The organism is Mycobacterium sp. NGS69, assembly GCF_059812165.1.
Map to the genome: position 1 here is coordinate 1 of NZ_JCALCD010000014.1, position 19,311 is coordinate 19,311.

16 protein-coding genes and 2 pseudogenes are annotated in these 19,311 nt (G+C 68.2%); 10 read left to right on the forward strand and 8 right to left on the reverse strand.

Features of this window, described 5'->3' with window-relative positions; translation table 11 throughout:
• The first annotated feature begins 68 nt into the window (after window positions 1-68).
• Window positions 69-1,856, forward strand: coding sequence for a flavin-containing monooxygenase (locus AC5Y2S_RS27230; RefSeq protein WP_499959612.1), 1,788 nt, complete (start codon window positions 69-71; stop codon window positions 1,854-1,856).
• On the forward strand, window positions 1,853-3,502 hold the full coding sequence (locus AC5Y2S_RS27235; RefSeq protein ID WP_499959613.1) for a flavin-containing monooxygenase: 1,650 nt from the start codon (window positions 1,853-1,855) through the stop codon (window positions 3,500-3,502). The genes AC5Y2S_RS27230 and AC5Y2S_RS27235 overlap by 4 nt, the downstream gene beginning before the upstream one ends.
• Before the next feature lie 405 nt (window positions 3,503-3,907).
• Here the strand turns inward: AC5Y2S_RS27235 and AC5Y2S_RS27240 are convergent.
• Window positions 3,908-4,099, reverse strand: a pseudogene (locus tag AC5Y2S_RS27240) (helix-turn-helix domain-containing protein); the annotation flags it as partial.
• Window positions 4,100-4,176: 77 nt separating this feature from the next.
• Between AC5Y2S_RS27240 and AC5Y2S_RS27245 the strand changes: the two are divergent.
• Entirely contained in the window at window positions 4,177-5,457 is a 1,281-nt protein-coding gene (locus AC5Y2S_RS27245; RefSeq protein WP_499959614.1) for a cytochrome P450, read from the forward strand.
• Window positions 5,458-5,468: 11 nt separating this feature from the next.
• Here the strand turns inward: AC5Y2S_RS27245 and AC5Y2S_RS27250 are convergent, their stop codons facing one another.
• From AC5Y2S_RS27250 to AC5Y2S_RS27275, 6 genes and pseudogenes are all read right to left on the reverse strand, one after another.
• Window positions 5,469-6,869, reverse strand: a complete 1,401-nt coding sequence (locus AC5Y2S_RS27250) for a DUF2252 domain-containing protein (RefSeq protein ID WP_499959617.1) — start codon at window positions 6,867-6,869, stop codon at window positions 5,469-5,471.
• A gap of 63 nt (window positions 6,870-6,932) precedes the next feature.
• The gene (locus tag AC5Y2S_RS27255; RefSeq protein ID WP_499959618.1) at window positions 6,933-7,778 is read right to left on the reverse strand and encodes an SDR family oxidoreductase; all 846 of its coding nucleotides are present in this window, start codon (window positions 7,776-7,778) and stop codon (window positions 6,933-6,935) included.
• Window positions 7,779-7,800: 22 nt separating this feature from the next.
• Window positions 7,801-9,117: a calcium:cation antiporter family protein gene (locus AC5Y2S_RS27260; RefSeq protein WP_499959619.1), complete on the reverse strand. Its 1,317-nt coding sequence runs from the start codon at window positions 9,115-9,117 to the stop codon at window positions 7,801-7,803.
• A 344-nt stretch (window positions 9,118-9,461) separates the two neighbouring features.
• A complete protein-coding gene (locus AC5Y2S_RS27265) occupies window positions 9,462-10,280 on the reverse strand; it encodes an SDR family NAD(P)-dependent oxidoreductase (RefSeq protein WP_499959620.1) in 819 nt (272 codons plus the stop codon).
• Window positions 10,277-10,693 (reverse strand): nuclear transport factor 2 family protein, encoded by a 417-nt coding sequence (locus tag AC5Y2S_RS27270; RefSeq protein ID WP_499959621.1) that lies wholly within the window; start codon window positions 10,691-10,693, stop codon window positions 10,277-10,279. The genes AC5Y2S_RS27265 and AC5Y2S_RS27270 overlap by 4 nt, the downstream gene beginning before the upstream one ends.
• Window positions 10,690-10,851 (reverse strand): annotated as a pseudogene (locus tag AC5Y2S_RS27275) (zinc-binding dehydrogenase); the annotation flags it as partial. The pseudogene AC5Y2S_RS27275 and the gene AC5Y2S_RS27270, both read right to left, overlap by 4 nt.
• A 118-nt stretch (window positions 10,852-10,969) precedes the next feature.
• Here AC5Y2S_RS27275 and AC5Y2S_RS27280 point away from each other — a divergent pair.
• Genes AC5Y2S_RS27280 through AC5Y2S_RS27295 form a run of 4 tightly spaced genes read left to right on the forward strand, consistent with a single transcriptional unit; the run spans window position 10,970 to window position 15,329 of the window.
• The gene (locus tag AC5Y2S_RS27280; RefSeq protein WP_499959623.1) at window positions 10,970-11,830 is read left to right on the forward strand and encodes an IclR family transcriptional regulator; all 861 of its coding nucleotides are present in this window, start codon (window positions 10,970-10,972) and stop codon (window positions 11,828-11,830) included.
• 39 nt (window positions 11,831-11,869) lie between these two features.
• Window positions 11,870-13,588, forward strand: coding sequence for a serine/threonine-protein kinase PknH/PknJ (locus AC5Y2S_RS27285; protein ID WP_499959624.1), 1,719 nt, complete (start codon window positions 11,870-11,872; stop codon window positions 13,586-13,588).
• Between the two features lie 8 nt (window positions 13,589-13,596).
• A complete protein-coding gene (locus AC5Y2S_RS27290) occupies window positions 13,597-14,073 on the forward strand; it encodes an Rv0361 family membrane protein (RefSeq protein WP_499959626.1) in 477 nt (158 codons plus the stop codon).
• Window positions 14,070-15,329, forward strand: a complete 1,260-nt coding sequence (locus AC5Y2S_RS27295) for a DUF7373 family lipoprotein (protein WP_499959627.1) — start codon at window positions 14,070-14,072, stop codon at window positions 15,327-15,329. The genes AC5Y2S_RS27290 and AC5Y2S_RS27295 overlap by 4 nt, the downstream gene beginning before the upstream one ends.
• A 5-nt stretch (window positions 15,330-15,334) precedes the next feature.
• Here AC5Y2S_RS27295 and AC5Y2S_RS27300 read toward each other — a convergent pair whose 3' ends face one another.
• A complete protein-coding gene (locus tag AC5Y2S_RS27300; RefSeq protein WP_499959629.1) occupies window positions 15,335-15,907 on the reverse strand; it encodes a carboxymuconolactone decarboxylase family protein in 573 nt (190 codons plus the stop codon).
• Window positions 15,908-16,038: 131 nt separating this feature from the next.
• On the opposite strand from AC5Y2S_RS27300, the gene AC5Y2S_RS27305 reads away from it, so the two are divergent.
• The 3 genes from AC5Y2S_RS27305 to AC5Y2S_RS27315 all read left to right on the forward strand — a co-directional run bounded on the left by AC5Y2S_RS27305 (window position 16,039) and on the right by AC5Y2S_RS27315 (window position 19,304).
• Window positions 16,039-16,995 carry a LysR family transcriptional regulator gene (locus AC5Y2S_RS27305; RefSeq protein WP_499959630.1) on the forward strand — a complete coding sequence of 319 codons (957 nt, stop codon included), beginning with the start codon at window positions 16,039-16,041 and terminating at the stop codon, window positions 16,993-16,995.
• A 92-nt stretch (window positions 16,996-17,087) separates the two neighbouring features.
• Window positions 17,088-18,494 carry an MmgE/PrpD family protein gene (locus tag AC5Y2S_RS27310; RefSeq protein ID WP_499959632.1) on the forward strand — a complete coding sequence of 469 codons (1,407 nt, stop codon included), beginning with the start codon at window positions 17,088-17,090 and terminating at the stop codon, window positions 18,492-18,494.
• 45 nt (window positions 18,495-18,539) lie between these two features.
• Window positions 18,540-19,304 carry a DUF2127 domain-containing protein gene (locus AC5Y2S_RS27315; protein ID WP_499959633.1) on the forward strand — a complete coding sequence of 255 codons (765 nt, stop codon included), beginning with the start codon at window positions 18,540-18,542 and terminating at the stop codon, window positions 19,302-19,304.
• Window positions 19,305-19,311: the final 7 nt, after the last annotated feature.

The window sequence follows — 19,311 nt, forward strand, 5'->3', positions numbered from 1 at the left end:
TCGCCGGGGCATTGATATGATCAACTGATTGATTATATAGTCGGGCGGGGATCACGATGAGGAAGCCGATGCCAAGACCTGCGACCGTTGGCGTGGGGTTCGACGTCGACGCGCTGCGCCGCAAGTACGCCGATGAACGGGCCCGGCGACTGCGCCAGGACGGCATCGCGCAGTACGTCGAGACGGCGGGTGCCTTCGCGCGATTCGCCGAAGACCCTTGGGTGGACGGAACGTTCACCCGCGCGCCACTGACCGACGAGGTCGACGTCGCGGTCATCGGCGCCGGATTCGGCGGGCTGCTGACCGGCGCGCGGCTGCGCGAGCTCGGTGTCGAAAGCGTGCGCCTGATCGACCGGGCGGCCGACGTGGGTGGCACCTGGTATTGGAACCGGTATCCGGGGATCGCGTGCGACGTCGAATCCTATGTCTATATGCCGCTGTTGGAGGAGCTCGGCTACATCCCGGCGGACAAGTACGCCAGGGGATCGGAGATCTTCGCCCACTGCCAGCGCATCGCCGAGCACTACGATCTCTATCGCGACGCGTGTCTGCAAACCGACGTGCATGAGATCCGTTGGGATCCAAATGCTTCCCGCTGGATCATCCGGACCAACCACGGCGACGAGATGCGGGCCAAGTTCGTCTCCATGGCCAACGGTTACCAGGCCAAGCCCAAGCTGCCCGGGATCGCCGGCCTCGGCAGTTTTCGCGGCCCGACCTTCCACACCAGCCGGTGGGACTACGGCTACACCGGCGAAAAGCTGGAGAACCTGGCGACAAAGCGCGTCGGCATCATCGGCACCGGCGCCACGGCGATCCAGTGCGTGCCGCACCTCGCCGCGGCGGCGCGGCAGCTCTACGTCTTCCAGCGCACGCCGTCATCGGTCGACGTGCGGGCCAACCGGCCCACGGATCCGCAGTGGGCCAGCACATTACAGCCGGGCTGGCAGTCCGAACGCATCCGGAACTTCCAGATCCTGACGGCCGGCGGTCAGGCCGAGGAGGATCTGGTCGCCGATGCCTGGACCAGCATCACCCGCAAACTTCCCGTCATGCGCCAGGACGGTGCCGGCGCGGCCCCCAACATCGAACTGGCCGACTTCGCCAAGATGGAGGAGATTCGCGCGCGCGTCGACGACATCGTGGCCGACCCCGCGACCGCCGAGGCGCTCAAACCGTGGTACGGCTACTTCTGCAAGCGGCCGTGTTTCCACGACGACTACCTGCAGACCTTCAACCGCGACAACGTCACGCTCGTCGACACGCGCGGTCGCGGGGTCGAGCGCATCACCGAGGCCGGCGTCGTCGTCGACGGGGCGACCTACGAACTCGACTGCCTAATCTTCGCAACGGGTTTCGAGGTCGGCACCGACTACTGCCGGCGCACCGGGTTCGAGCTGATCGGCCGCGACGGCGTGACGCTGACCGACCGGTGGCGCGACGGCGTGCGCACGTACCAGGGCTTGTGTGCCAACGGCTTCCCGAACTGCTTCATCGAAAGCATCGCCCAGGCGGGGCTGACGGTGAACTTTCCATACCTGTTGGACGTGCAGGCCAGCCATGCCGCGTGGATGATCGCCTGGGCGCTGGAGCGCGGCGTCAGCGAAATCGAGGCGTCATGCGAGGCCGAGTCCGCCTGGGTCGACCTGGTGGTGGCCCGCTCCACCGCGACCGCCGAGCGGGCCAGCACCTGCACCCCCGGCTACTACAACCGGGAAGGCAAGGCGGACGCCAAGACTCGGCAGGGCAGCTTCTTCATAGGTGCGCCCACGGAATACGCGGACATGCTGGACACGTGGCGGGCGAAGGGCGACCTGGACGGGTATGAGGTTCGCGGCGGAAAGGCCGCCCCGTGACGAGCCGGCTGGCCCGTCGGCGCTATGCGGTCGGCCGGCTGCGGGCGGCGACGCGCCGGCGGCGCCCCCCGAGGGTGGCGATCATCGGCGCCGGCTTCGGCGGCCTCGGCGCGGCGGTGTCGCTACGCCGCGCCGGTCTCGACGACCTGGTCATCATCGAGGCCGACGACGGGGTCGGCGGCACCTGGCGCCGCAACACCTATCCCGGCGCCGCCTGCGACATCCAGAGCCACCTTTACTCGTTTTCCTTCGCGCCCAACAAGTCCTGGAGCCGCACTTACGCCCGTCAGCCCGAGATCCTGGCCTACCTCGAGTCCGTGGCAGACGACTTCGACCTGCGGCGCCATCTTATGCTCGGCACCAAAGTGCGATCGGTCCGCTGGAATTCCGACGCGCGGTGCTGGGACTGCGAATTGGACCGCGCCGGGCAGGCCGAGACGCTGACGGCCGACGTCGTCGTCTGCGCCGTCGGATTGTTCGGGTCGCCGAAGCGTCCCGAGATCGCGGGGTTGAGTGAGTTCGGCGGCACGCTCATGCACACCGCCCAGTGGGATAAGGACATCGAGCTGGCCGGCAGGAAGGTAGCGGTGATCGGCACCGGCGCCAGCGGGGTGCAGGTGGTCCCCGAGCTCGCGAAGACCGCGGAACGCGTGACGGTGTTCCAGCGGACGCCGCCGTGGATGGTGCCCAAGGACGACCGACCGTACAGTGCAGCGGAATTGGAGCGCTTTCGGCGCGATCCCCTGGCGGCGCGCCGCGCGCGTTGGCAGATCTGGAAATTCCAGCACGACAACACGGCCACTTTCGCCGACGACCCGGTGGTCGCAGCGCGCACGCACGTCGCGACGTCTTTCTTGGAGCGCACCGTGGCCGACGGGCGGCTCCGCCGCGCGCTGACGCCGGACTATCCGTTCCGCTGCAAGCGGGTGTTGCTGGGGGACGACTATTACCGGGCGTTGCAGGCGGACAACGTCGATCTGGTCACCGACCCCATAGCACGGGTCGGCGAGGCGTCGGTGGTGACCAAGGCCGGCCAGGTCGTCGACGCCGACACGATCGTGCTGGCGACCGGGTTCGAGACGTCGCGCTACCTGTCGGGCATCGACGTTGTCGGCATCGGCGGTCAGCGCCTGCACGAGCGCTGGGGCGCCGACCCGAGCGCCTACCTGGGGGTGGCGGTCGCCGGCTTCCCGAATTTCTTCATGCTCTACGGCCCCAACACCAACCAGGGCGGCAACTCGATCGTCTACATCTTGGAGGCGGGTGCGCGGCTGGTGGCCAGCGCCGTCAGCCGGGTGGCGCGGCGGGGCGGCTACGTGGATGTCCGTCCGGAGGCCGAAAGGCGCTACAACGACCAGCTTTCCGCGGACCTCGAACGCACTGTCTGGACCCAGTGCGACAGCTACTTCCGGTCACCCAGCGGCCGCATTGTGACCCAGTGGCCCTACACCGAATTGGACTACGCCCGCCGAACCTGGCGGCTGCGGCCGCGGGATTGGTCGCACCACTCAACGGGTGCGGCGCCGCTTTCGGGGCGTCCTCGGCACATCCATCTTGGCGGCTTCCTCGGTGGCGATCCTGCCCGCCACGTCGTCTATCGCCCTGCGGAACGCCTGCATGCCGAGACCGATTCCCAGGGAACGTAATTGGACGGTCTTCTCAGCGATCTCGGGCCAGTCATCGGCGGGTAGCCCGGCGCCTAGGAACGGCTCCCAGACTTCATCGCGATAGAGCTCGACGAGTGGTTGCATGCTCGCAATCTGATGATCGGTCATGAGGATCAAGGCCCGGGCCACCTTATCCAACGGCAGGCCGACGGCGATCAGCTTCTCGACGTAGTCGAACGTTGCCGTGTCGGTGACAACGAGCAGCTCGTCGTTGAGGATGTCGACCAGCCCGCAGTCCGTGAAGTACCGCTCCGCGTCGGGGCCGAACTGGCGGACCAGGTCGACCCGTTTCATCTCCACCGATCCCGTGAGGTTGGCGGGGCTCAGCAATTCCGAGGCCATCCGACGTACCTCGGGCGCCGACTCACCGGACTGATCCAGGACACGCCGGATGATGTCGAGCGGAAAGCCTTGCGCTCGAAGCGATTTGATCCGCTCGATGTGCGAGATGTGGTCGTCGCCGTAAATCCCGATCCGACCGCGCCGCTGTGGCGGTGGTAGCAACCCGTTGGTCTGCCACTCACGAATGTTCCGCGCGGTCATGTCGACGCGGCGCGCAAGTTCGTCGATTGTCATGTCCACGGCGACGGCCCTTGTCGATTACGGAAACTTACGTTACGGTCCAGTGCGTAACTGTACAGGTTAGGTGATCGATGGCGCTCACTGACGGGGTTCGCTTCACCGGCTCGGCGGCCCGCACGCTGGCCGGCGCCGCGCTGGCCAATGCCACGGGCGCCCGACGGCGCCTGCCGCTCGACGCGGACATCACCGCCTACGATCCGCTGGATGCGGCGACGGCGGCCCAGCCACACGAGGCCTATCGCCGCCTGCACGCCGGCGCCCGGGTGCAGTACAACCCGAGGCGCAGAGTGTTTGTCCTGAGCCGGCTGGACGATGTCCGGGCGGCCGCCCGCGACGACGCGAAACTGTCCAGTGCCGACGGACCCATGCTGACCCGGATACGCACGCCGATCCTGGTCTCGCTCGACGGCGAAGCGCACGCCCGGCAGCGCCGTCAGGTACTGCCGGCCTTCACCAAGGCCGCGCTCGACAGCTGGCACCCGATCATCGACAGGCTGGCCGCAGAGACGGTCCACGACGTCGTGGCCAACCCGGGTTGCGACGTGGTGCAGCGGCTGGCGATACCGATGCCGGTGCGCCTCATCGCCCAGTTGTTGGGCGTTCCCGACACCGATGTCGACGACTTTCGGCGGTGGTCCGAGGAGTCGGTACAGGTCACCGACATCGACCTCACGGCACGCGGTGCCCGCAAGCTCGCGGTCTCGGTGCGCGGTTCGTGGGCGATGCACCGCTATTTCACGCGGCAGTTCGCCGTCGGCGGCCTGAAGGGCTCGGACACGATCCTGGGACGGCTGTTGGCGGAGAACGCGGCCGGCTCGCTGCCCGACCGCGAGTTGTTCTACTTCGCGATGCTGTTGCTTCTGGCCGGCAACGAGACCACGACCAACCTGCTCGGCGGCATGTTCGACACCCTGGCCGCCAACCCGGAGCAGTATGACCTGCTGCGCGCCGATCCCGACCTGATACCGATGGCGGTCGAGGAGTTACTGCGCTACCTGTCACCGGCGCAGAACGTGTATCGCACCGCCCTGCGCGACTACCGCGTCGGCGATACCACGATCCCGGCGGGTGCGCGGATCATGCTGTCGATCGGCGCGGCCAATCGGGATCCGCGGGCGTTCGACGAACCCGACGCGTTCAGGGTGACTCGAAACCCTGGCCAGCACATGACTTTTGGGTTCGGCGCGCACCTGTGCATCGGAGCGCAATTGACGCGCATGGAGGCCCAGGCGGTGCTGCGTGAATTGGTGACTCACGTGAGCCGAATTTCCGTGGTCGGGGCGCCGCAATGGTCCACGAATAGTTTGCTCCGCGGACCGACGCGTCTGGCGGTCCGCCTGACGCCCGCGTGAGCCGCGGCTTCTCAGCGGGCGGGATCGTCGGCCACCTCGATGTCGCCGGCCGCGGCCGCCGCGCGCAGCTGGTGAAAATCGTCGAGTGACTTGTCGGCGTACGTGTAGGACCACTCGGCGACAGCGTCGTGCACCGCGCTGCTGGTGCCGACGTAACCGCGCAGGATCGATGCGTTGGCGCTCTGCGAGTGTGCGCGCGCCAGGAGCACCGCACAGGCGACGACGTATTCGGAGAAGGTCGCCGCCGACATGCCTTCGGTGTCGATGCTGCCCTTCATGTCGTGGAATTGGCGGACGTAGTAGTCGCGCCCGTCCTTGCGGGTCGTCCCGAGAAATACATCCGACATCGCCTGCAGGATCTGCTGGCCGTCGATGACGCGCACCCCCTGGCCCTTGGCTTCGACGGCCGCGTTGAGGCTGTCCGGCTGAGCCCACCCGCCGTATTCCTCGAGCACCGACCGCGTGGCCTCTTTGATCTGCAGGATCAGCGGTGTTCCGTTGGGGCCGACCAGGATGACCAGGTAACACCGGGTGCCCACGCTGCCGACGCCGACGACGCGCAGCGCGACATCCGTGATCCGAAAGTGCGACAGCAGCAGCGCCACGTCGGCCGGCACCGCGGCCAGATACTCCCGGACCGCCTCCAGCAGCGGCGCTTCGGTCTCCTCGTCGACGTGCTGCAAGACCGGGGGCGCCTCCCGCAGCCGAGGGGTCCCGTCGGGGCCAATCTCCGTGATCCGCCGGAAGACTCGCGCCGACGTTCGGGTGCGCGCCTGAGATATCGTCTTCTCAATCACCGCCTGCAGGCCCTTGGACACCTTCCCGCTGTAGTGCTCGGGTTCCACGCGCAGGTAGTAGCGGTCCAGCACGTTCATTTCCTCGAGCATCGCCTCCAGGCTGGTCTGGTAGCCCACCAGCGCCTGTTCGACGCAGCCGCGGATGGCTTTGGCCGGATACCCCGCGTGGCGGCCCCCGACGATCGCGCTGGTGACCAGGCGCTTGACGTCCCACTCCCCGGGCGCCACGGCGGCCTCGTCGAAGTCGTTCAGGTCGAACACGATTGAGCGGTCCGGCGCGGCGTACATGCCGAAGTTCGACACGTGCGCGTCGCCGCAGCACATGACTTCGATCCCGCTGGTAGGGCTGGCGGCCAGGTCGGCGGCCATGACCGCCGCTGACCCGCGGTAGAACGAGAACGGGTCGGCGAGCATGCGGGCGAACCGCAGCGGGACGAGTTCGCTTAGCCGCCCGTCGTTTTGGGCCACGAGGATTTCCGTGGCCGAGCGGTTCGCGGGCGTCAGCTGCGCGAGCGCGCGCCTGGGGACGGTCTTGCGCAGCGCCCGACCGCGCGCCACATCCTCGCCCGGTACTTCCAGTTCGATCAGGCGGTCACGCAACGCCCGTTGCGGCATCCGCTCAGCATAGATATCGTGCGCGCTTCCTACTTACCTTCAGGCTGAAGACGCCGAGCTCTACTACCTCGTCTGATTCGCGGCGGCCGCCCTGGCCCGCTCCGTCATCGACGCGATCACCCCGCCGTCGTTGAGGATGTCGGTGCCGGTCAGGTAACCAGCTTTGTCGCTGGCGCAGAACGCGAGTAGCTCGGCCATCTCCTCGGGCTTTCCCCAACGCGGGACGGCGGCGTCGGCGACCATCGCGCCGGCCCCGGCCTGCTCCTCCAGCCGGCCCATCTCGGTGTCGGTCGACCCCGGCGAAACGGAGACGATGCGCAGCCCGCGTGCGTTGAATCGCTCCGCCTGCGCCTGGCTGTACCACTTGACGAAGGTCTTGCTCAGCGCGTAGGCGAGGCCCGACCGGGCCTCCTCGGGCGCGATGTCGCACGCCTTCAGCATGGCCTCCATGAAGGCCTCGAGGTCTTCAAAGGCCAGCGGAAATTGGTGTGTCGGAACGATTTCCGCGGGGAGCATGTAGGCCGACATGGACGCCACGTTGACGACCACCGCGCCCTCACCGGCGATCTCGTAAAACGCCTCATCGACGTTGATGGTGCCGACCGCATTGGTCCGCATGACGTAGTCGGCGGGACCCATGCTCGGACTGACGCCGGCGGTGTGGATGACCGAAGCGACCGTCCCGAGCCGGGTTGCGGTGTCGAGCAGGTCCGCGACGGCATCGCGGTCGGTGACGTCACAGTTGACGGCCGTCGGAGTCATCCCGAGGCCTTGCAGGGTTGCGGCCGCGCTGTCCAGGCGGTCCTGCCGCACGTCGCAGAGGACCACGGTGTGGTCGCGGCCAACGACTTTGGCCGTGGCCAGACCCATGCCGCCGGCGCCGCCGGTGATCACCGACACTCGTTTCATACGTGGACCGTATACGGGTGCCCTACCTCGGGAGCGACGGGCTCTCCGCGTCGTGATGGGGGCGGCCAGTGTGGCGGATCGCCCTGCCGACGAACGGTGCCCGGAACGTGGCGACGAGCTGGCGGCGGTTGATGACCAGGCCCACCACGGCCACCGCGACGTAGACACCGCACAACAGCAGCCGCTCCCGCGTCGAGACGAGCGGGAACTGGACGAAGAACAACGTCAGCAACGCGCACGCCGCGACCCGGGAGAAACGCAGCCCCAGGATCAACGCGACGCCCATCAGCGTCTGAGTGGCCGTGAGTAGCACCTCCTCGACCTGGCGGGAGTCCAGCGCCAGCGAGAATCCGCCGCCGCCGAGGACGTGTGCCACGGGCAGCGATCCGATCAGCAGCGTCCACTGGTTGACCTTGGAGGAGATCAGCGTGGCGATCGCCGCCGTGCCCTTGCCGCGGGAGGCGAAGATGACCGCGATGATGAACTCGGGCGCCTCCGATGCCAGCGGCGCGAGCCACTGGACGAGCAGGAATCGGTCGATGCCGAGCTCGGTGCCCGCCGCGACGAGGTTGTCGGCGAACGGCTTGGCGCACAGCAGAATCACGGCGCCCGATGTCGCGAAGAGACCGATGACCGCGACGCGCCGAACGCGATCGGGCAGCTCCCCGAGCGCGGCCGCGGTGCCGACGAGGTCCGGTTCCTCCACGTCGCCGTGGCCGATCTTGTAAAGGTAGAAGCCGAACCAGGCCAGCAGCGCCAACCCCAGCGCCATGTGGATCTGTCCGGTCGCCGGCATGACGAATGCGGCGATGCCGGCGATCAGCAGGAAGCCGAGTTCGACGCGATTGGCGGGCTCCAATTCGACCGCGGCGGATTTGGGAGCGGATTTGCCCGAACCCGCCCGTCGCGCGACGACGATGCTGACCAGCACCACGACGGGCCAGCCCAGCCCCATCAGCAGCCGGTTGGACCCGGTCATGTTCGCGGCGGCGTACTGGGTGTAATCCGGATCGTGGCCGGACACATAGGCGTAGTAGAGGTCCACGGCGTATTCGGGCAGCACGGCCACCAGCGCGAGCACCGCGATCGCCAGCCCGCCGGAGACGTCGATCTGCCCGGCCTCGGCGGCCCACGCCAGCAGAAAGCTGGCCGCGACCACCGCGGCCCCGTAGATCAGGAGGGCGGCGACGGGGTCCAGGTGCAGGCCGGCGATTCGGGTGACCACCGCCGGGGCGATGAAGATCGCGGTGATGAGCGTCGAGCGGATCAAGGTGAATCGCCGCGCGCGCGATGTCGTCGCGACGGTGGCAGCGGACCTGTCGGTGGCCGGCATCGTCATCCTTCAACTCGAAGAGGGGTGCCGATCATTGGTGATTGCGTTGGCTCGCATGCCGTGGCGAACTGCACCCAAACCTACCCGCGAAATCGTGACCCAGCAACGCGATCCGAGAGCCGATGTGGCGGCCGGACGCGTTCCGTCTTCGCTGGCCACCCTGGCCGGGACGGAAAGTTCGGGCTGGCTGATCCGAAACTTTGGCAAACCTTTCGTGGCCCTGCCGTGGCGTTTTGAGCCGACCGCACCGCGGCCCGGCGCGTTTTGCGCCACCGATGGATCGACGGGCGCACAGATAGCTCGATTAACTTCGACGCGCCGCCACAGCTCCGGGTTCCCCCGGGGAACGGTTAACCCGGCGGACCCATCGCCGCGGCCGCGGCCTGTGCGAAGAGTTCGACGGTCTGATTGCGGGTCAGTGAACTCGTCAGCTGCTCGGCGGCGCGCATGACGTCGCCGACGAACCAGGTCGGGCCGTTGGCGAGGTTTTCGAAGGCCTCCGCGATCACATCGTCCACGGCGGCGCAGCCCGGTGGTGTGTCGTCGGGCGAACTTATCTGGCCGCGACTGTGTTCGAGCCGGCGCAGCGCGGGCGTGTCGGTCTTGCCGAGGATCAGGCCCACGACGTCGACGCCTTTGTCGTGCAACTCGGCCCACAACGCCTCGGCGAAGACCATGTCGAACGCCTTGGATGCCCCGTAGGCCACCATGTTGGGCCCCCCGGCCAACCCGGCGCCTGACCCGAAGATGACGATGCCGCCGCTGCCCCGCTCGACCATGGCGGGCGCGAAGTGGTGGCACAACTGCATCGGCACCATGCAGTTGCGTTGCACCATCGCCTCGGCGGCCTCGATCGGGTTGGCAAGGAACGGCTCATAATTCGGGTCGGCGCCCGCGCAGCACACGAGAAAGCCGATCTCCAGATCGCTAGTGGCGGCGGCGATCGACGATGAGGCGCCCGGCTGCGCGAGATCGATAGCGAGAGTGCGTGTTTCGACCCCGCTGCGGGAACCGATCTCGGCGGCGACGGCGTCCAGCGCCGATTGGCGGCGGGCCAGCAGCACCACGTTGACGCCGCGCTCGGCGAGCCCCGCGGCGAACGCGGCGCCCAGGCCGTCGGACGCGCCTGCGACCAGCGCCCACGGCCCGTACTTGGATGCGAACGTCACCTAGGGCTCCCAACTGTGCTCACGCGCACGACGGTGAAGCGCCGCCGCGCGATGCGCCAACCGTCGGCGGTGCGGACGATGTCGTCGTCGTAATAGCCGATCCCGTTGGCACCGGATTGGTTGTCGGCGAACATGATCAGGGCGTCGACGTAGGTGCGCGCCGTGGCCTTTTCGCCGTTTATCGTGATGACCTGGTTGGTCAAGCGGTGCAGCGTATGGCCCGCCAGGGCGTGCGTCTTGTCCATGAAGTCGGTGACGGCGTCGACGCCGCTCCACGCGCCGATCTCGCCGTAGTCGAGTTCGCAGTCCTCGGTGAATACCGTTCGAAACAGCGGCCAGTCGCGCCGGTCGATCCCGGTCGCGTAGCGAACGAGCAGATCCGAGATTTGTTGCCGGTCGTCGTTTTCGCTCACGTGACGTCTCCATTCGGGTGGACCACGATGCGTGGTGGGCCGTCTGAGCGGCGGGCCAACTCGAGCGCGCCGGGCACCTCGTCGAGCCCGATGACCTTGCCGACGCTCGGTAGCGGATCGAGCCGTCCCGACGCGATGGCGTCGAGGGTTCCGTACCAGCCTCGTTTGTCTTCTCGAATACTCGATATAAGATCTCGAATGCTCGGAGTAACCATATGAACCCCGCCCCAAAGGAGTCAAGACATTCGCGGATCGCCGTCGGCACCGACCGCCCGGGTGCTCGACGTCGTCGAGCTCCTGGCCCGGTCCCCGGATGCGCCGCTGCGCTTCTCCGACGTCGCGCGCGAACTCGATCTCACCCAGGCGACGGCCCACGCGATCCTCAAGACGCTGTGCGACCGGGGCTGGGTCAGCCGCGATCCCGTCGCGAAGACGTTCATCCTGGGCCCCGCGCTCGCCGTGGTGGCCGCGCGCACCGACACCGCCCGCCCCCTTACGCATGCCGCCCGTACCGCGGCGCTGCGACTCTCCCGCGACGTCGGCTACGCCGGATCGGTGGTCGAGCGGTTCGGCGATTCGCTGGTGGTGACCGCCTTCGAGGGCGACGCCGCGACGCAGCCGGCGGGCATCCCGGGCGATCGCATTCCCTACGCCCCGCCCTTCGGCGTCGCCCTCGCCGCCTGGGACGCCGAGGAGGAACAACGGGCGTGGATCCGTCGCGGCGCCGGCGACAACACCGATCGCGTCGAGCGCCTCGAACGCGTCCTGGAGCACACCCGGGAACGGGGGTTCGACGTCGACTGGACAACCCCCGCGCTGGCGCAGGCCGTCCAAGCGGTCGTCGGCCTGGATCACCACGAGATGCCGACTCCCGTACGCCACATCCTGGATCAGCTGCTCGCGGAGTTCACCACCATCGGCTTCCTCTCCGACGACAATCCCGGTCGGCGCAAGCAACCCGTGGTCACCATCGCCGCACCGGTTTTCGACCATCGTGGACAGGCGGCCCTGATGCTGGCCGTGCATCCGCTGTGCCCGCTCAGCGCGAGGCAGATCCGGCTCATCGGCGAGAAGCTCGCCGACGAAACGGCGGCGATCACCCGATCGCAACGGCATGCGGTGGATCGAACCGTCTAAGTTAGCCGTACGGACAGGGGGTGACCGTAGGGTGTTCGGGTGCTGACAAGCGGGTCAGTGGTGTGCGGGTACCGCATCGAGCGGGTGCTGGGCGCCGGCGGGATGGGCACGGTCTACCTGGCGGCCGACCCGAGCCTGCCTCGCCAGACCGCGCTGAAAGTGCTCTCCTCCGAGCTGTCGCGCGATCCCGATTTTCGGGCCCGGTTCATTCGTGAGGCCGACACGGCCGCCTCGCTCGAGCACCCCCAGATCGTGTCGGTCTACAACCGCGGGCAGACCGAAGACGGCCAGCTGTGGATCGCGATGCAATTCGTAGACGGCACCGACGCCGACGCGGCGCTGCGCGAGGGGACGATGGCCCCGCAGCGCGCCGTGCACATCGTCGCCGAGGTCGCCAAGGCGCTTGACTTCGCCCACGCCCACAACGTGGTGCACCGCGACATCAAGCCGGGCAACTTCCTGCTGTCCGGCCCGACAGGTCCAGAGGAGCGAGTCCTGCTGGGTGACTTCGGAATTGCTCGCGCCTTCGACGATGTCGGGCTGACCGCGACCGGCTCGGTGATGGCCACCGTCGCCTACGCGGCACCCGAGGTGCTGTCCAACGCGCCGATCGACGGCCGCGTCGACATCTACTCGCTGGGTTGCGCCCTGTTTCGGCTGCTGACGGGCCAGACGCCATTCCCGGCCACAAACGGCGCGGCCGCGGTGATGATGGCGCACCTGTTCAGCCCACCGCCGCAGGTGACAAACGCGGTACCGTCGCTGCCCGACGCGCTGGACCGGGTGATCGCCATCGCGATGGCCAAGGACCCGGCGGCCCGATTCGGTTCGGCGGGCGAGCTTGCCGCCGCGGCGGAAAGCGCGCTGCGCGATTCCACGCGCCGAGCGCCGCTGCCGCCCATACCGAGCGGGCAGGTCGGCCCCTATCCCGTGCAGTCCCCGGCGCCGGCCTGGTGGCAGCACAGCGGACAGCGCACCATGGCACCGGATCCGCGCCCGCGAACGCCACCGCGCCGGCGCCGATGGGGCGTGATCGGCGCCGCGGTGGCCGCCGCCGGGTTGGTTACGGCCGCGGCGGTCACCGTGCTGGTCTGGCCTGATCGCGGGCGCGGGGGCCCAGGCACCGACCCCGGCACGGCGCCGGGGTCGGTCTCGGCGTCGGCGCAGGGCCCACCGGCCACCAATGTCGCTGCCGCCCAGCTGCGCTCGATCCTGCTGACGGCCGCACAGATTCCGAGCGGAACGAACGGAGGCCCCCTGGTTCTCGAACATGACGGCGCCACTTTGTCGGACGACTCCGCGACCCTCGACAACCCGCAGTGCGCCGGGGCGTGGGCACCGGCACAGCAATCGGCGTACGGGGCGAGCGGTTACACCGGCGTGGCGGTGCAGGTCCTGCGCGCCCTGAACGAAACGGCGTGGCAGGACAGTGTCACCCAGGCGGTCATCGCGTTTCCCCCGGACAAGGCGGGACCTTCGTACGTAAACCAGCGCGGGCAGTGGGCCCTGTGCGGGGGCAAGGCCATCACGGTGACCGCGCCGGGCACGGCCGGCCAGGCGTGGGACTTCGCCCAGCCGACCACGACCTCCGGTGTGCTCGTCCTGGCCGCCACCATGCGCGGGGGCGGCGCCACCTGTCAGCACGGCATGCAGGTGCGTGGCAACGTCATCATCGACATCCGGCAATGCCGCTCAACCGGCGCCCCCGACGTCGCTGCGCTGGTCATCGCGACGTCCGCCAGGGTGCCCCGCCAATGAGGTGGGCAATGCGCGCGCCGGCGTCGGCGTGGGCCAAAGCTGGAGCCGCGCTGGGCGTCGCCGCCGTCACCGCCGCCTGTTCCGTCGTCACCGGAGGCACCCCGGTGCTCCCGCACAACACCACGTCGGTGGTCGCGGGCCCGACCAATGCCCCGCTTACGCCGCCACCTCCGACGACCGAGTCCGCCGAAGACCAGATACGCCAGACCGTGATGGCGTTTCAAGACGCCTACAACACCCAGAATTGGGACGCCTACACCGAACTGATGTGCTCGGCGATGCGCGTCGAATTCACGGGTTCCGTAATGGATTATCTCAAGAAGAGCCGCGCCCAGAACGGCCTCACCACCGTCAAGATCACCTCGGTCGCGATCACCGGCGATACCGCCACCGCAACAATGGACGCGCAAAACGAGGCCCTGGGGTCGCGGTCGGTGAGCTTGCCGCTGAAACTCGAAGACGGCTGGAAGATCTGCAAACCGTGAAAAGTCCAGTGGCACGGGCGAAGAAGGCGATGCGCGCAGCGCTGCTCGCCGCCGTTCTGGTGGCTTGCCACCACACCACCGCGGGCTCCGCGCGGCAGGCATCCCAGCCGGGGTCAAATCCGTCGTCTTCGGTGAACCCCTCATTGCTCGATCCGGGCAACTACCCGACCGACCCTTTGCCCCCACTCGGTAACGCCGGATCCGAGGAAGCCGGTCGCCTTGTCGAGGGCCGCCGCATGGCCGCCTTTGTCGTCGGGCCCTGGCAGGCCGACCCCTCCCTGACCGCGCCGGGTTCCAACAGCTCGGCGACCGTGATCAAAAACTTCGACCAACTCTCCCAAGTTGTCTGGACGCCAATCACGGGCGGCGCCTTCACTCTTCCCTTCGTGGTCGGATTCATGTCGGAGCGACAAACGCCCGGGCCCGACCACCAGATGTCGCTGCGCAATGCCGTCCTGCGCTTCGCCAACCCCGGCACCGCGACCTCGGCGGCCCACGGCATGCACGCCAGGGCGATGGCCATGCCACGCCTTCCCAGCGCCACGCCCATCGTCACCGAGCCCGAGCAAGCCGTCCCCATCCCGGGCCACCCCGACGCCGCGGCGGCACTGCTGACTTACCAGGACGGCGCCCAGACGGTGCGTGAATTGTCGGTGTTCACCGCCCACGGTCCCTATGTCCTCGTCCAGGTCGCGCGCTGCGCCACCGGACCGGATTGCGAAGCACCGCTGGCCGCCCGCGCGATCGACCTTCAAATACCGCTGATCGACACGTTTCGGCCCACCGACGCCAACCAGTTCCCCGCGCTCCCCCTGGACCCCACCGGTCTCGTCGCCCGCACCCTGCCGTTGCCCGCCGACCAGACCACCCCGATGTCCGGGGCCGCCTACGAGACGGCGGGCGCGCTGCACCTGGAAGACGACCCGGTCCAGGCCGGCCCGGCGCTGACCGCGGCGGGTGTGGACTACGTGTCGGTCAACCTCGCCACCCTGTACCAAGCAAAGGACCCCGCCGGCGCCCAGACGCTTGCCGACGCCTACAGTGACATCCTGGTCAAAACCCCAGCGGCACAGGCTTCTTCGCCGGTGGCTGGCCTGCCCCGGAGCCGCTGCACCCGTGTCGCCGGGGCCAGCGGGCTGGTGCCGCGTTATTGGTGCTTGGCCGCGTCGGGGCGATACACCATTAAAACGATTGCACGCCAGCTCGATAGCGCGCAGCACCAATTGGCCGCGCAGTATCGGATCCTGACCGGGTAGGGGCGCTACGTCTCCTCGCGGCCGGGCACTCCGGCGTCGAATGCGTTGAGTGTCACGGCGACCATCGAAAAGCAGCCGACCAGAAACACGATCTCGGCAGCCCCTTGCTCGCCGAGCCGAGTTACGACGGCTCGATAGGTGGTTTCGGGAAGCACGCCGCCGCGGTTGAGCGCGGCCGCCATGTCGTACGCGACGCGTTCGTCGTCGGTCAAGTCGGCGGGGCGCTCACCGGCGGCGGTGGTGGCGATCTTGTCGTCGGACAGCCCCGCGCGGCGTGCGAAGTACTCATGCCCGTAGATCTCGTAGCGCGCCCCGAACTTCGCGGCGGTGACCAGAATGACCAATTGATGGACGTTGCCGGGCAGTACGGCATGCTCCCACAGCGATCTGTTGAGCGCCCAAGCCGGCGAACCGAATTGGGGAAAATGGAGCCAACCGTTGAACGGCCCGACCAGCGCGCCGTCGCCGCGGTATGCCACGAGTTCACCGAAGCCGCTGTCGATTACGGCACGCATGTCGGCGTACAGGTCTTGTTGTGCGGCGGTCAAACCACTCGGTGGCAACAGGGGGAGTCGCACCGGCCCCTCCTCGGGTGATCGCGGTTGGTTTAGCCCAGCCAACCCCCGGAACGTCGGCGCGTCCACGACTGGCTTTCGACCAGTGCTAAGTCACGCTTCCTACCGCAGGTAGGGCCACTTAAGCTCATCTGATGGAACTACGGCAGCTGGGCTACTTCGTGGCGGTTGCCGAGGAGTTGCACTTCGGCCGTGCTGCCAAGCGGAAGCATATTTCGGGACCGGCTCTCTCCCAACAGATCATCGCCCTCGAACGCGAGTTGGGCGTCGAGCTGTTCGCACGAGACCGGCGCAGCGTCCGGCTGACGGAAGCCGGGCGCACCCTGCTGCCGGACGCGCGGAGAATATTGGGCCTGGCCGACGACGCCAAGCATCGACTGCAGCTGGCGGCGGCCGAGAGCACGCCGGTGCGGCTGGGCTACGTCAGCTGGCTGCCCGACGACATCACCAGCCTGCTTGGGCCCGAGGTGGCGCTGCGAGTCGACGAATGGGTGCTGCCGTCGCACGCGCAGGCCGACCGCGTGGCGGAGGGCACGCTCGATGTCGCGCTGGCGTGGGTGACCGGCGAGCAGGTCAAGCAACGCGGGTTGACGGCGCACCTGCTGCGTGCAGAACCCCTGCAGGCCGTGCTTCCCGGCGTCGGATCACCGGAACCGATTGCCGCGCAACGGGTCAAGGTCCTCGTCGACGCCGACGAGTCGGCATGGTCGTCGTGGAATCGGTTCGCCGGCGAGTTCGCGGCCCACACGGGTGCGCGGATAGTCAGGATCGACGACGGCGGCGTCACCGGTGACGCCTTCTACGCCCACGTGCGCAGGATCGGCGCCCCCGTGCTGGCTTCACCGAAGCGACATACCGCGGTCATTCCACCCAGCCTGGGCCAGCGGCCCGTCGCCGCGCCGACACCCCTGTGGACATGGTCGTTGTTGCACCGCCAAGACGATGATCGGGCCGGTGTGCGTGGGCTGGTGGAGGCGCTGCTGACGACAGCGCGCGGCCGCGGCTGGCTCGCCCCTCCCACCGACCGGTGGTGGGCTCCAGCCGACGACCCGCACCGCGACGCCCTCGCCTCGGGCGCCGAACTGCGGTAGGAACTCCGGTCGAGCACTGGTAAGAGATCGATCCTGGACTTCCGTGTCGGTGCCGCGCTTCAGTGGAGGCAACGACGGGAGGACGAAACCCCATGGCACATAACTATGTTGTCGACGAGCTTGCCGGCTTCGTCGTCGGCGCCCGGCAGGAGGACCTGAGCGGACAACCCCGGGCCTTGCTGAAACGCAACGTGCTGGACAGCGTTGCCTGCGCCGTCGGTTCGCTGGACGGTGAGCTGATCGCCACGATTCGCGAACACGCCGACCAGTTCAGCGGCGTCCCCACCGCGACGCTCGTCGGGGGTGGCCGGGCCTCGGTCGATCAGGCGGCGTTCTTCAACGCGGTCCTGGTGCGCTACCCCGATCTGCTCGACACCTATCTGACGGCCGGGGGACTGTGCCATCCCGCCGACAACTTCGGTGCGATCCTGGCGGTGGCCGAGCATGTCAACGCCACCGGTGCGGATTTCCTGCTGGCGCTCGCGGTCGCCTACGAGATCCAGTGCCGGTTCAGCGCCCAGGTTCCCGTGATGGCGCGCGGGCTCAATCACGCACTGCAACTGGCGATGTCGGTCGCGGCGGGATCGGCGAAACTGTTGGGGCTCGAGGCCGAGCAAACCGCCAACGCGATTGCCGCCGCCAGCGCCGACAACGTGTCACTCGCGGCCGTGCACGCCGAACCGGTCTCGAACTGGAAGGGCATCTCGCCCGCGATCACCGGCATGCGCGCGGTGTACGCGACGATGCTGGCCGGCCGCGGCATCACCGGGCCCAAGGCGCTGTTCGAAGGCCCGCACGGCCTGGTGCAGCTCTTCGATCGGCCGATTGACTTCCACACCGCAGACCGGACGCTCGCCTGCGTCGAGCAGACCTACCTGAAGCAGTACTGCTCACTTATCCACGGACAGGCCATCATTGATGCGATCTTGGCGATCCGCGGCGACAACAGGCTGCGCGCCGAAGACGTCGCGCGGGTGAGGCTCGAGGTGTTCCAGGGCGCCTATGACTTCGCCGGCGGGGGAGCGTACGGCGGGAAGGACCACCCGCTGACCAAGGAGCAGGCCGACTACAACCTGAAATATCTAAGCGCGGTGGCGCTGCTCGACGGGGGCGTCGGTCCCGGCCAGATCGAGTCGGAACGCCTGTTGCGCGGCGACGTTCAGGACCTGCTGGCCCGGGTCGACGTCAGGGCCGCGCCCGACCTGACCGCGGCCTACCCCCGACGCACCGCGGCCCGCGTGCACGTGCTCACGCGCGACGGGCGGGAATTCAGCCGCGAGCAGAGCGATTACGAGGGATCGCCCACCCGGCCGATGTCCTGGCAGCGCGTCGTCGACAAGCTCGGCTGGCTCGCCGAGCCGTTCTGCGACGAGGCGCTGCGCGACGACATCGTCGCCGCCGTCGATCATCTGGACGAGATCCCAGTCGCCGAGTTCGCCGCGCTGCTCGGCGCGGTCAGCCCGAGGGCCCGACGTCGCCGCACCAGGGTGCGCTTCTGACCCCGCCCCCTTGCGTCGTTCGCGCCGGGCGTTGAATGATCGGCCATGCGCAAAGATCGCGGCATCAACCGGTGGGAACTGGTCACCTGCGCGCTGGCGGGGCATGTGACGTACGCGCCGGACGATAAGGCGCTCGCTGAGCGGCTCAGCGGCACCACCGGTCTGGGCGAAGTCTGGCGCTGCCTGCGTTGCGGGGAGTTCACCGTCGGTGCACCGCATGGGCGTGGCCATTCCGACGACGCACCGATGATCATGCGCGGCAAGGCTTTACGCCAGGCCATCATCATTCGTGCGCTCGCGGTCGAACGGCTGTTTCGGGCGATCGTGATTGCCCTCGCGGCGTACGCCGTCTGGAAATTCCGCGGGGCACGCGGGGCCATCCAGGCCACCCTGGACCGTGACCTGCCGATCTTCCGCGCCGCCGGGTTCAAGGTCGATCAGATGACGATCGTGCACGAGCTGGAAAAGGCGCTCGCGGCCAAGCCATCCACACTGGCCCTGCTGACCTTGATGCTGGTCGGCTACGCGCTGATCGAGGTCATCGAGGCCGTCGGCCTGTGGTTGCTGAAGCGCTGGGGCGAGTACTTCGCGGTGGTGGCCACGTCGGTCTTCCTGCCGCTGGAAGTCCATGACCTCGCCAAGGGCATCACGATGACCCGCTTGGTCACCTTCACGATCAATGTGGCCGCCGTCATCTACCTGCTGATATCGAAACGGCTGTTCGGGCTGCGGGGCGGCCGCAAGGCGTACGACGAGGAGCGCCGGGGCGAGCAGCTGCTCGACGTCGAGCGCGCCGCCACCACAACCTGACGGGCGA

Bases quoted from the DNA above. Each gene is read 5' to 3' on its own strand.
- AC5Y2S_RS27250 (WP_499959617.1), bottom strand. From the start codon at position 6,869: ATGCCGCAACGGGCGTTGCGTGACCGCCTGATCGAACTGGAAGTACCG.
- AC5Y2S_RS27260 (WP_499959619.1), bottom strand. From the start codon at position 9,117: ATGACGATGCCGGCCACCGACAGGTCCGCTGCCACCGTCGCGACGACA.
- AC5Y2S_RS27290 (WP_499959626.1), top strand. From the start codon at position 13,597: ATGCGCGCGCCGGCGTCGGCGTGGGCCAAAGCTGGAGCCGCGCTGGGC.
- AC5Y2S_RS27255 (WP_499959618.1), bottom strand. From the start codon at position 7,778: ATGAAACGAGTGTCGGTGATCACCGGCGGCGCCGGCGGCATGGGTCTG.
- AC5Y2S_RS27305 (WP_499959630.1), top strand. From the start codon at position 16,039: ATGGAACTACGGCAGCTGGGCTACTTCGTGGCGGTTGCCGAGGAGTTG.
- AC5Y2S_RS27230 (WP_499959612.1), top strand. From the start codon at position 69: ATGCCAAGACCTGCGACCGTTGGCGTGGGGTTCGACGTCGACGCGCTG.
- AC5Y2S_RS27315 (WP_499959633.1), top strand. From the start codon at position 18,540: ATGCGCAAAGATCGCGGCATCAACCGGTGGGAACTGGTCACCTGCGCG.
- AC5Y2S_RS27310 (WP_499959632.1), top strand. From the start codon at position 17,088: ATGGCACATAACTATGTTGTCGACGAGCTTGCCGGCTTCGTCGTCGGC.
- AC5Y2S_RS27245 (WP_499959614.1), top strand. From the start codon at position 4,177: ATGGCGCTCACTGACGGGGTTCGCTTCACCGGCTCGGCGGCCCGCACG.